12 protein-coding genes are annotated in these 12077 nt (G+C 48.5%); 11 read left to right on the forward strand and 1 reads right to left on the reverse strand.

The window, feature by feature from the left end:
- Positions 1 to 6: 6 nt before the first annotated feature.
- The 11 genes from MKZ04_RS19560 (at position 7) to MKZ04_RS19610 (ending at position 10429) form a co-directional block, all read left to right on the forward strand.
- The gene (locus MKZ04_RS19560) at positions 7 to 1380 is read left to right on the forward strand and encodes a PTS ascorbate transporter subunit IIC (RefSeq protein ID WP_146873725.1); all 1374 of its coding nucleotides are present in this window, start codon (positions 7 to 9) and stop codon (positions 1378 to 1380) included.
- 14 nt (positions 1381 to 1394) lie between these two features.
- The gene (locus tag MKZ04_RS19565) at positions 1395 to 2237 is read left to right on the forward strand and encodes a transketolase (protein WP_144498806.1); all 843 of its coding nucleotides are present in this window, start codon (positions 1395 to 1397) and stop codon (positions 2235 to 2237) included.
- On the forward strand, positions 2234 to 3187 hold the full coding sequence (locus tag MKZ04_RS19570) for a transketolase family protein (protein ID WP_146873727.1): 954 nt from the start codon (positions 2234 to 2236) through the stop codon (positions 3185 to 3187). The genes MKZ04_RS19565 and MKZ04_RS19570 overlap by 4 nt, the downstream gene beginning before the upstream one ends.
- A gap of 73 nt (positions 3188 to 3260) precedes the next feature.
- A complete protein-coding gene (locus tag MKZ04_RS19575) occupies positions 3261 to 4016 on the forward strand; it encodes a Cof-type HAD-IIB family hydrolase (RefSeq protein ID WP_020450202.1) in 756 nt (251 codons plus the stop codon).
- A gap of 288 nt (positions 4017 to 4304) precedes the next feature.
- Complete coding sequence (gene pxpA / locus MKZ04_RS19580) at positions 4305 to 5066, forward strand: 5-oxoprolinase subunit PxpA (RefSeq protein WP_146873729.1); 762 nt, start codon at positions 4305 to 4307, stop codon at positions 5064 to 5066.
- Positions 5067 to 5090: 24 nt separating this feature from the next.
- Positions 5091 to 6302 carry an NRAMP family divalent metal transporter gene (locus MKZ04_RS19585; RefSeq protein WP_023857911.1) on the forward strand — a complete coding sequence of 404 codons (1212 nt, stop codon included), beginning with the start codon at positions 5091 to 5093 and terminating at the stop codon, positions 6300 to 6302.
- Positions 6299 to 7099 carry a putative hydro-lyase gene (locus tag MKZ04_RS19590; protein WP_261794623.1) on the forward strand — a complete coding sequence of 267 codons (801 nt, stop codon included), beginning with the start codon at positions 6299 to 6301 and terminating at the stop codon, positions 7097 to 7099. Before MKZ04_RS19585 ends, MKZ04_RS19590 begins: the two co-directional genes overlap by 4 nt.
- Before the next feature lie 77 nt (positions 7100 to 7176).
- Positions 7177 to 7911, forward strand: coding sequence for a 5-oxoprolinase subunit PxpB (gene pxpB / locus MKZ04_RS19595; protein WP_146873731.1), 735 nt, complete (start codon positions 7177 to 7179; stop codon positions 7909 to 7911).
- A complete protein-coding gene (locus MKZ04_RS19600) occupies positions 7908 to 8921 on the forward strand; it encodes a 5-oxoprolinase subunit C family protein (protein WP_146873733.1) in 1014 nt (337 codons plus the stop codon). Before pxpB ends, MKZ04_RS19600 begins: the two co-directional genes overlap by 4 nt.
- A 31-nt stretch (positions 8922 to 8952) precedes the next feature.
- A complete protein-coding gene (locus MKZ04_RS19605) occupies positions 8953 to 9702 on the forward strand; it encodes an IclR family transcriptional regulator (protein ID WP_023857908.1) in 750 nt (249 codons plus the stop codon).
- A gap of 88 nt (positions 9703 to 9790) precedes the next feature.
- The gene (locus MKZ04_RS19610) at positions 9791 to 10429 is read left to right on the forward strand and encodes a GDSL-type esterase/lipase family protein (RefSeq protein ID WP_023857907.1); all 639 of its coding nucleotides are present in this window, start codon (positions 9791 to 9793) and stop codon (positions 10427 to 10429) included.
- A gap of 150 nt (positions 10430 to 10579) precedes the next feature.
- On the opposite strand, the gene MKZ04_RS19615 is transcribed toward MKZ04_RS19610, so the two are convergent.
- Positions 10580 to 12019, reverse strand: coding sequence for an IS1182 family transposase (locus MKZ04_RS19615; RefSeq protein ID WP_341046813.1), 1440 nt, complete (start codon positions 12017 to 12019; stop codon positions 10580 to 10582).
- Positions 12020 to 12077: the final 58 nt, after the last annotated feature.

A 12077-nucleotide genomic window follows, 5' to 3' on the forward strand; every position in this document is an offset into this window, starting at 1 on the left:
CTGCAAATGGGTGAAAGAGCGCTAAAGCTGATGATGGATGTGTTAAGCCAGCCGGCTGTATTAATTGCAGCCATTTCTCTTATCGGTCTTCTTCTTCAAAAAAAGCCGGCCAATGAAATCGTGAAAGGGACGACGAAATCGTTTTTAGGTTTTATCGTGATTTCTGCCGGGGCGGGTATTCTTGTTGGTTCGCTTGAGCCGTTCGGAAAGATGTTTCAAGCCGCCTTTCATGTGAACGGCGTCGTTCCGAACAATGAAGCGATTGTCGCAATGGCGCTCAACGAATACGGGACGGCGACAGCGCTGATTATGTTTTTCGGGATGCTGTCCAACATCTTAATCGCCCGTTTTACCAGATTAAAATACATTTTTTTGACGGGCCATCACACATTGTATATGGCTTGTTTAATCGCCGTCATACTGGCGGTGGCGGGTTTGAAGGGTCCATTTTTGATCGGCGTCGGAGCGGTTTCGCTCGGCTTGACAATGAGTGTGTTTCCGGCGATAGTTCAGCCTTTTATGAAAAAGATAACCGGCAATGATAAGGTCGCGTTCGGCCACTTTTCTTCAATCGGTTACGCTGTGTCCGGGTTAATCGGCAAAGCAGCAGGCAAGGGCTCGCGCTCGACTGAAAAAATCGGGTTTCCGAAGGGCCTCGGATTTTTAAGGGACAGTTCTGTCAGCATTGCGCTCACCATGACCATCTTGTACGTTTTGATTGCCTTATTTGCAGGGGCGGGATATGTGGAGCGCGAGTTGAGCGGCGGTACACATTACCTTGTCTTCTCCGTTATTCAAGCGGTCACATTTGCGGCAGGGGTGTTTATTATTCTTTCGGGAGTCAGACTCGTGCTCGCAGAGATCGTTCCGGCTTTTAAAGGCATATCTGACAAACTTGTGCCGGATTCCAAGCCGGCACTGGATTGTCCGATCATTTTTCCGTACGCACCAAACGCCGTACTAATCGGCTTTTTTTGCAGCTTCATTGGCGGCATCACCGGCATGTTGATTCTCGGAGCAGCCGGAGCCGTCATCGTTCTTCCCGGAGTGGTTCCCCACTTTTTCACAGGGGCCTCGGCCGGCGTCTTCGGAAACGCTGCAGGGGGGATACGGGGAGCGGTCTTGGGGTCTTTTGTCAACGGTCTGATCATTACGTTTTTCCCTGTGTTTCTGCTGCCGGTCATGGGTGATTTAGGCTTTGCCAATACGACATTTTCCGATACCGACTTTGCCGCGACAGGAATCGTGCTTGGGCATGCGTTGAAACTGCTGGGGGCAGGAGGAGTTGTAATTGGAATTGCAGCGGTAGTGGCCGGTGCGGTCTTACTGGGCTTTAAACGCGGAAAGGCGGGGAAGTCCGATCATAAAGCTGAAGCATAAAGGAGTGGGCAATGATGTCAGTGAAGGAAATCAATATGGAACGTTTTCGTGACCAAATCAGGCTGCTGACACTGAAACAGCTTCATCACCTCGGTTTTGGGCATTATGGAGGCAGCTTGTCAATCGCCGATGTGTTGGCCGTTTTATATGGAAAGGTGATGAAAATAGATCCCGCCAATCCGTCGTGGGAAGATCGGGACTTTTTTATCCTTTCAAAAGGGCACGGCGGCCCCGCCTTGTATGCAGCGCTTCATCTTACCGGCTATTTTGAAGAAGATGTGCTCTATACGCTAAACCAAAACGGCACGGCTCTTCCGTCGCATCCTGACCGGAATTTAACACCGGGAGTCGATATGACGACCGGGTCGCTTGGCCAGGGGATCTCGGCTGCGGCAGGAGTCGCACTGTCGCACAAGCTTTCAGGACGCACTAACCGGACCTTTGTTATTGTCGGCGACGGGGAGCTGAATGAAGGTCAATGTTGGGAAGCGATCCAATTCGCGGCACACCATAAGCTCCACAATTTTTATGTGTTTGTGGATGATAATAAACAACAGCTGGACGGTCCGACTAAAGATATTATTGATCCGCTGGATTTTGTCAGCAAATTTTCAGCCTTCGGTTTTTATTCCGAAAGGGTAAACGGACATGAACCGGATGCGATTTATCAAGCGGTCAAAAGAGGAGAAGCCCAGCGGGAAAGGCCGGTTGCCGTCATCCTTGATACGGTGAAGGGAAAGGGCATCCCTTATTTTGAAAATATGGAGAACAGCCACCACATTAGAGCGAATGATGAACAAAATCGCATAATCGAAAAGATCATGATAACGCTTGAAGAAAAGGAAGTGAGGGCATGAATGAGGCGGCAGCAAATATCAAGCTGGATGCTGTCGAAATGAGGCAGGCATACAGCTCGGCCGTTTATGAACTGGCTCAGGAAAACGCGGACATCGTGGCGTTGGAAGCGGATTTGATGAGCTCGATTTCCATGGACAAAATTAAACGGCGCATTCCCGAGCGAGTGATCAATTGCGGGGTTATGGAAGCCAATATGATAGGGATTGCGGCCGGGCTTTCGTTAACCAGAAGAATCCCGTTTGTTCACACGTTCGCCCAGTTTGCGACAAGACGCTGCTTTGATCAGCTGTTTGTTTCAGGTGCCTATGCCAAAACAAACATCAAGATTCTCGGTTCAGATTCGGGAATTACGGCTGAACATAACGGCGGAACACACATGGCCTTTGAAGATTTGGGACTCGCCCGGCTAATCCCGAATGCCTTTGTTTATGAAGCGAGCGATGCAGCAATGCTCCAATTTTTGATCAAAAAGGCTGCGGCGGAGTACGGCATTCACTATATCAGGACGATCAGAAAAAAGGCGGTCAGACTTTATGATGAACATGAAACATTTGCGGACGGAAAAGCAAAAGTTCTCAAAGACGGCAGCGATGCGGCGCTGTTTGCCAGCGGCATCATGGTCGCAGAAGCTTTGCGGGCGGCAGAACTGCTAAAAGAAAAAGGGATCGATGCAGCGGTCATCGATATGTATTGCATCAAGCCGATCGATCAAGAAACCGTGATTCGCTATGCACAAAAAACGAATGCGATTGTCACGGCAGAAAACCATAATGTCATAGGCGGATTGGGAAGCGCAGTCGCGGAAGTGCTGAGTGAACATCATCCCGCTCCGCTCAAGAGAATCGGGGTTCATGAAGCCTTCGGACAGGTCGGGACGATCGATTATTTGAAAAAATATTACCGTTTGACCGCAGAGCATATCGCACGGGCGGCGGAACAGCTCGTTTAAGATTTCTTTGTCCTGGCCGATTTTTATATTAGAATAGATAAAAGCCTAAAAAAAGTGAGGTATCTTAAATATCGTGTCAGTCAGTCAAAGAGATCGAATCGATGTGAAGCTAGTAGCTCTGGATATGGATGGAACACTATTAAATGATGAACAGACCATTTCTGATGAAAACAGAAATGCGATTAAAGAAGCAGAGGAAAAAGGGATTTATGTCGTGCTCAGCACCGGCCGCACGCTGATGACGTGCCGGGAGTTGGCGGAGTCGCTCGAACTGTCTTCTTTTTTGATCACGGCAAACGGCAGTGAAATTTGGGATTCGTCTTTCAACCTGGTCGAGCGTCAGCTGCTTCATCCCGATCATGTCCAAATGATGTGGGATTTGCGCAATCTGCACAACACCGATTTCTGGGCCGCCAGCGTCGATAAAGTGTGGAGAGGCGAGTTTCCTGAGGATATTCAGGCGTATGAATGGCTGAAATTCGGCTTTGATATTCCGGATGACGACGTCAGAAACCGGGTCCTGGAAGAGCTGAAAAAGAACAAAGAATTGGAAGTCAGCAATTCAAGCCCGACCAATATTGAAGTCAACGCCATCGGGATCAATAAAGCGGCCGCTTTGGCAAAAGTATGCGAGCGCCTCGGCTTTACGATGGAACACGTGATGGCGGTCGGAGACAGTTTAAATGATATCGCCATGATCAAAGAAGCGGGTTTAGGCGTTGCCATGGGGAACGCCCAGGAAATCGTCAAAGAAACCGCAGACTGGATCACGGATTCCAATATCGAACACGGAGTCGCAAAAGCGATCAGGCATTGGGTATTGTCCTAGCCGAAAAAAGAGCCGATTTGCGGCTCTTTTTTTTGTGCAAAATAAAAAATATTCATGGACTGAAGCAAGTTGAAAAAACCTTGTGAAATCAGGTTTTTCAGCTAAAACTTTTTAGGAAAAATGATTTATTTTATGTGAGGTTTTCTAACAATATGATGCCAAGCGGGCAAATCCTTGATATAATCTATTCAAGTTTGATTATTCGGAATTAAGGTTCCGAAAATCGGAACAAAACGAGGGATATACTAAAATTCGACCGAATGTGCATCAATATATAGGGGGGATTTGATGAATCAAGTTGATTTAAACTGCGATCTTGGAGAAAGCTTCGGCGCTTATAAAATCGGGCTCGATGAGGAGATTCTCGAATTTGTTACATCAGCCAACATCGCTTGCGGATTTCATGCCGGAGACCCTGGCGTCATGCGCAAAACCGTCAAAATGGCGGCGGAAAAAGGCGTGAAAATCGGCGCGCATCCGGGACTTCCCGATTTAGCGGGATTCGGGCGCCGCAATATGGCGATTACGCCTGAAGAAGCATACGATCTTGTCGTGTATCAAATCGGTGCGCTTTCAGGATTTTTAAAGGCCGAAGGTGTGACCATGCAGCATGTGAAACCCCATGGCGCACTGTATAATATGGCGGCGCAAAGCCGGGAACTGTCGGATGCGATCGTGCGTGCAGTTTATCAAACAGACCCGGAACTGATTTTATTCGGTTTGGCGGGAAGCGAACTTGTGCTTGCCGGTGAAAGAGCCGGTTTGAAAACGGCTCACGAAGTGTTCGCCGACCGTACATATCAGGAAGACGGAACGCTGACTTCCCGCCGCCAGAATGATGCGCTGATTCATGATGATGATGAAGCCGTCGGTCAGGTGATCCGCATGGTCAAAGAAGGCAAAGTCCGCAGCCTGCAAGGAACGGATGTCAGCCTTAAAGCAGATACGGTATGCATTCATGGAGATGGTGCACACGCGCTTCAGTTTGCGAAAAAAATCCGCCGTGAACTCAGAGCAGCAGATATTAAAATACAAGCTTTTTCTACATGATGTTGACAAAAGGAGGAATACCATTTGAAACAAAATAAAAAAACAAAAGCGTCATCAAGCAACTGGACGTTGCTTTTGGGCGCCGCTTTTTTAATGGCCACATCTGCAATCGGGCCGGGATTTTTAACACAAACCACAGTATTTACACAATCTCTGGCCGCAAGCTTCGGCTTTGTCATCCTCGTTTCCATCATTTTAGATATTTTCGCCCAAACCAATGTATGGAGAATTATTGCGGTTTCTGAAAAAAGAGGACAGGAAATAGCCAACCTCGTCTTACCGGGACTCGGCTATTTTATCGCCTTTCTTGTCGTTCTGGGCGGGCTTGCCTTCAACATCGGCAATATCGGAGGCGCCGGTCTCGGCCTTCAGGTTTTATTCGGCATTACACCGCAGACGGGTGCGATCATCAGCGCCGCGATCGCGGTTTTGATCTTTGTCATTAAAGAAGCGGGAAAAGCGATGGACCGGTTTACGCTGATCGCGGGCTTTGTCATGATTTTATTGGTTGTGTACGTTGCGATTACGACCGGGCCTCCGGTTGGAGAAGCGGTAACAAAGACGATCATGCCTGATAATATCGACATTCTTGCGATTGTGACGCTTGTCGGCGGTACGGTCGGCGGATACATTACATTTGCCGGCGGACACCGTTTACTTGATGCGGGTGTTAAAGGGAGGGCTGCGATTCCTGAAGTAACGAAAAGCTCTGTTTCCGGCATTTTGATCACATCTGTCATGAGAATTGCGCTTTTCCTTGCCGTACTTGGAGTCGTCTCAAAAGGCCTGCACATTAATCCGGATAACCCGCCGGCTTCTGTCTTCCAGCTTGCTGCGGGAAATATCGGCTACAAAATTTTCGGCCTCGTCATGTGGGGAGCTGCCGTTACATCTGTAATCGGCGCTGCTTATACGTCGGTATCATTCTTTAAAACGTTTTCTCCGAAAATCGAAAAGAATTCGCGCGGCATTATAATTGTCTTTATTATTGTATCAACGCTTTGTTTTGTAACAATTGGAAAGCCGGTCAACCTTCTCGTTCTTGCCGGCGCATTAAACGGTCTAATCTTACCGATCGCACTCGGATCCCTTTTGATCGGCGCGCATAAGAAGAATATTGTCGGCGACTACAGGCATCCGATCTGGCTTACAATTCCGGGTATTCTGGTCGTTATTGTCATGGCGGTCATGGGAGGCTATACGTTAATCAATGAAATTCCTAAGTTATGGGGATGATATCGTTGCGTCATGTAAATGAAATGCGCCCTGACGAAGTCAGGGCCCTGATTCGAAAAGGCGAAATAACGGGTCCGACAGCCGGGATGGCCGGGGGTTTTACCCAGGCAAACCTGGTGATTTTGAAAAAAGAGCTCGCTTTTGAGTTTTTGCTGTTTTGCCAGCGCAATCAAAAGCCGTGTCCGATTCTCGATGTCACAGATCCCGGATCTCCGGTTCCGTCCATCACGGCGCCGGATGCCGATATCCGCACCGATTTTCCGAAATACCGCGTATACAGGCGCGGCGAATTGGCGGATGAAGTGACCGATATCCATTCTTTATGGGAAAACGACATGGTCGGTTTTTTAATCGGCTGCAGCTTTACGTTTGAACAAGCGTTAATCAATAACGGAATCCCTGTCAGACACATTGAAGAAAAGCGAAATGTTCCGATGTATCAAACGAATATTCCTTGTGTCCCGGCAGGCCGTTTTCAAGGGCCGATGGTTGTCAGTATGAGGCCGGTTCCAAAAGAGCAGGCGGTGCGTGCCGTTCAGGTTACATCAAGGTTTCCCGCTGTTCACGGAGGACCTGTCCATATCGGCAGTCCTGAAGCCATCGGTATAACAGACATCGCAAAACCCGATTTCGGCGATGCGGTCACGATAAAAAAAGAAGAAGTTCCGGTATTTTGGGCATGCGGCGTCACCCCTCAGGCCGTCGCCATGCACGTAAAGCCGGAGCTGATGATCACGCATTCGCCCGGCCATATGCTGGTTACCGATGTTCGGGACGAACAATTTGGCGTGTTATAGGATCTAAAAAATCAATACAGAGTGGTTTATCTGTATTGATTTTTGATTTAAGGGGATGAAAGGCAAGGTGAAACAGAATGAAAAATCTATCGAATGTGACAATGTCTCCGCTCGGCGACTCCGCGGTTATCATTCAGCTCGGAGAGGGGATAAGCGAACAGACGCATCGTGTCGTCAGTGCACTGACAAAGCGGATTGAAAACGATCCGTTTCCCGGTTTTATTGAGTGTGTGCCGGCTTTCACGAGTGTGACCGTTTTCTATCAGCCGTTTGAAGTATACCGCAAGATGGAGAGCGGCAAGGCTGTTGATTCTCCGTATGAAAAGGTAAAAGCCCTCATCGAACATCATCTCCAAGAGCTCACAATGGAAGAAGAAACAAATCAGCGTACGGTGGAAATTCCGGTTTGTTACGGCGGCCGTTTCGGCCCTGATTTGGAGGAAGTGGCCGACATCAACGGACTGACTGCACAGGAAGTCATCGATATTCACACCTCGAGTGAGTACCTCGTTTATATGATCGGCTTTGCGCCGGGCTTCCCTTACTTAGGCGGAATGTCTGAAAAGATAGCCGCGCCGCGGCGGTCCTCTCCGCGGACTTCGATTCCCGCCGGCTCCGTGGGAATCGCCGGCATGCAAACAGGCGTCTATCCCCTTTCAACGCCGGGCGGCTGGCAGCTGATCGGCAATACGCCGCTTGAATTATTCAAGCCTTATGAACAGCCTCCGAGCCTTCTGAGAGCAGGGGATATCGTGAAATTTGTCAGCGTGACAGAAGAGGAGTATCACGCGCTGAAGGAGGGAAAATCTTGAGCATAGAAGTGTTAAAGCCGGGTCTGATGACGACGGTTCAAGACTTGGGCCGCGCAGGTTTTCAAAAATACGGCGCGCTTGTCAGCGGGGCCATGGATGCCGATTCTTTGCGGATTGCCAATCTCCTCGCGGGGAACAGCCAGAACGAAGCTGCACTTGAAGTGACGCTGATGGGACCGGGGCCGTCTCTCCGCTTTCAAAAACCGGCTCTTATAGCGGTGACGGGCGCTGACTTTTCACTGATGGTAAATGACGAAGAAGTCCCGCTTTGGCGTCCGGTTTTCATCAAAGAAGGCAGTGTGTTGACATTCGGCATGTGCAAGCGCGGAAGCCGTGCATACATGGCGGTGGCCGGAGGGATTGATGTGCCGCCTGTGATGGAAAGCAAAAGCACATATGTCAGAGCAGGGCTCGGCGGCTTTCAAGGAAGGGCGCTTCAAAAGGGAGACGTGTTATCGCTAGGCAGCCCGACGCCGTTGTCGGAAGCGATGTACAGAAAGCTTGCAGACCATGGCGATGGCTTAGGCTTTGGGGCTCCGAAGTGGGCTGTCGACCGCAAATATTTTCTCCCGTTAAAAAAGAATCCGGTCATTCGTGTCATCAAAGGCGATCAGTTCGCTTGCTTCACCTCATCATCGCAAGAACGCTTTTTCGCGGATACATTCCGGGTGACGGCCAAATCCGACCGGATGGGGTACCGTCTTCAAGGAGAAGCGCTCGAACTCACTCAGCCGCTGGAAATGATCTCTGAAGCGGTATCGTTCGGAACGATTCAGGTGCCGCCTGACGGCAATCCGATCGTTCTTCTCGCAGACAGACAGACAGCGGGCGGATATCCGAGAATCGCCCATATCGTATCCGCCGATTTTTCACAGGTGACGCAGATGATGCCGGGCGAGCAGGTACAGTTTCAGCTTGTCAGCCTTCAGGAAGCAGAGCGCATTTACATCGAACGGGAGACGAAAATCAGCGAACTTTCCGCCCGATTGAAGCTTGAATACATGTTATGATAGGTGTGATGTGTATCAGGAGGGGGAAGGCATGGAACATAAAAACAAAACAGTTGTCAAAGCTATGACCCTGCTCAATTTGTTCCTGACGAGAGAAAGGCTCTCACTAGGCGACATGATTGAGCTGACAGGCATGCCGAAAACATCTGTCTACCGCATGGTTTGTTCTCTCGAAGAAATGGGTTTTCTCGACCGTGACGAGAACGGGATGTATGCTTTAGGACTGCTGTTTTTGCAATACGGCCACCTTGTTTCAGAAAGGCTTGATATCCGAAAAATCGCTCTGCCTATCATGGAAGAACTCCGCGATGACGTGGATGAAGCCGTCCATTTGATCGTGAGGCAGGGGAATGAAGCGATGTATATAGAAAAAATTGAGGGCACGCAGACCGTTCGCCTCTATACAGCGATCGGGAGGCGGTCCCCTTTATATGCCGGAGCCTGCGCGAGAAGCATTCTGACGTTTTTACCTGAAGAGGAGCGGGATGCCTATATCAAGAAAACAGAGCTGGTGCCGATCGCTTCCGGTACGATCCGGGATAAGAACGAGCTGATCCGTATTTTGAATGAGTCGTACCGGAGCGGCTGCACGGTCAGTCATTCGGAGCTCGAAGATTATACCTCTGCGATCGCCGCGCCGATTTTCAATCATAAGCGCGAAGTCGCGGCGGGGATCAGCATCGCCGGGTTTGAAGCCCGCTTTCAGAAAGACCGTCTTCCTTATTTGACCGAAAGAGTGAAAAAGGCGGCGCTTGACATTTCGAGAAAGTTAGGTTTTTAGGAAAAAAGAAAAGTATCCTTTCGAGCCTCTCCCGAGTACATATATGGTAGCTGCCTCGAAAAAACGGCATACCGGAGGGGGAAAGGATATGACGCTTCAATATACGGCTCTCGGCGATTCTCTAACCGTCGGGGTCGGTGCAGGTTTGTTTGAGCCGGGGTTTGTCCAGCGCTATAAAAGGAAAATGGAAGAGGATTTGAACGAATGCGTTTCTTTGCTTGTATTTGCGAAATCGGGTCTTGAAACGTCGGACATTCTGGCGATGCTGAACGAGCCGTTCATCATGGAACAGGTCAAAAAAGCGGACGTCATCACGATAACGGGCTGCGGCAATGACCTTCTGCAATCGCTGGAGATATATGAAAAAGAAAAGGATGAACACGTCTTTTTGGAGGCTTCCTCACACTGTCAGAAAAACTACTCAGGCATGCTTGAGAAAATCGGAGACATAAAGGGAGACAAAGATACGCGTTACCTCGTCCGTCTTCTCAATTTATACAACCCTTTTCCGTCGATCGAATTAGCGGACAAATGGATTTCCGGCTTTAACAGGCATTTAAAACAACTCGAGTCCTCTCCGCAAATCAAGGTGATCGATACTTATGCTGTCTTTAAAGGACACGAACAAGAATATTTGTCAATTGACCGCGTACATCCAAACAGCAGAGGGTATGAAGCGATGGCGGAAAATTTGCGAGCGGCGGGCTACGGGCCGCTGAAAAGCTGAATATGATGAAGAAAGACCATTCCAATCAGGAATGGTCTTTTCAGCGTGTCGAGAAACCCTCGCATTCGTTGTCAGGCCTGCGCGTCGGTGCTCACGAATTCCAACATTCGCTGCGCTCCGATGCTCGGCCTTCCTAGACTGCAAGGGTTTTCAATCACGCTGAAAGGGTGACAAAATAGGTCGGATTTTTATAATCCGACCTATTTTTGTCCAATTTATTCTGTTTTTTCGATGAGAATGCTGGCGAATTGGACTTTTCCAAGTCCAATTCGCCAGCTTTTTGAGATTCATGGCAGCGAAAACAAGCATCGCCTGCATGGACAATTTTTTCTTACCCCGTAGGGTTGTCCAGCGCAGGCCATGCTTGTGTTTTAAATCCGCAAAAACCCGTTCGATCGTTTCTTTGCGTTTGGCGTAGATTCGCCTATTCTCATCCGTGTGGCGAAGATGGTCGGCTTCATCCAAATGATCCTGCCAGAGATGCCTGTGAATCATCTTTCGATGATTTCGACTTTCCGTACATTGCTTCAAAAAAGAACAGTGTTCACATCGGTTTGGATCTGATGCATAAATCCGATAGCCTTCACGGTTGGTTGTGCGATATGTCAGAACATGATCGTCAGGGCAAATATAAGCATCGTAATATTCATCGTATACATATTCATGTTTTCTCATGAACCCTTTTTTAGTTTGTGGTCGGGTGTAGGGCATGACGGGATGGACATTTTGATCACTTAGAAATTTTGCGATAAACGGCGTTTTATATCCGGCATCAACTGCGACCGTATGAGGCTTGGCGACGTGCTCTTTCACCTGTTGAAACAGGGTCGTGAACACTTGGCTGTCATGAATATTGGCAGGCTCAACAACCGTCCCCAGCACAAATCCATTCCGGTCACAAGCTGTATGAAAACCATAAGCAAAAAGACGTTCCCGTTCACCTTTTACAAAATAACCGCTCTCAGGATCTGTCGTACTTTCTTTTATTTCTCGTTCTTCTAAGCATTGCCTGGGCTTTAAGGGCTTTTTGCCGTTGGCTTCGCGATCGGCATTAATTTCTCGATCTAATTGTTCCTGATAAGCTCTTGTTTCTTTTCTCACAATCTTCTTCACAAACTTTTTCTTATTCGCATTGGCTTTGACATGGGTTCCATCGATAAAGGCGACCGCCGGGTCGACAAGACCGAGATCCATGGCCTGACGCAAGATTTTATAGAAGATTGTTTCAAATAGGTCCGTATCATGAAAACGGCGCTCATAGTTTTTACTGAAGGTTGAAAAATGAGGGATTTTTTCAGAAAATCCATATCCAATAAACCAGCGATAAGCGACATCGGTTTCGATCCGTTTAATGGTTTCGCGCATCGAGCGGTGGCCAAACACGTACTGAATCAGAACCATTTTGATCAATACAACGGGATCAATGCTTGGGCGCCCTTTTGAAGAATAAAGGGGAGCAACTTTTTCATAAATAAAAGAAAAGTCCATGGCTTCTTCTATTTTCCTGACCAGATGGTCTTCCGGGACAAGTTCACTTAAGGCAAAGACTTCAAGCTGTTCGCGCTGATCTTTAGAGTGCTTAGACAACATGGAAAAACCTCCAAAAACTAGATTTCACTCACATTTTAACAAAAAAAGCTTGTCGATC

It is taken from the genome of Bacillus sp. FSL W7-1354 (assembly GCF_038002405.1).
GTDB classification, from domain to species: domain Bacteria; phylum Bacillota; class Bacilli; order Bacillales; family Bacillaceae; genus Bacillus; species Bacillus paralicheniformis.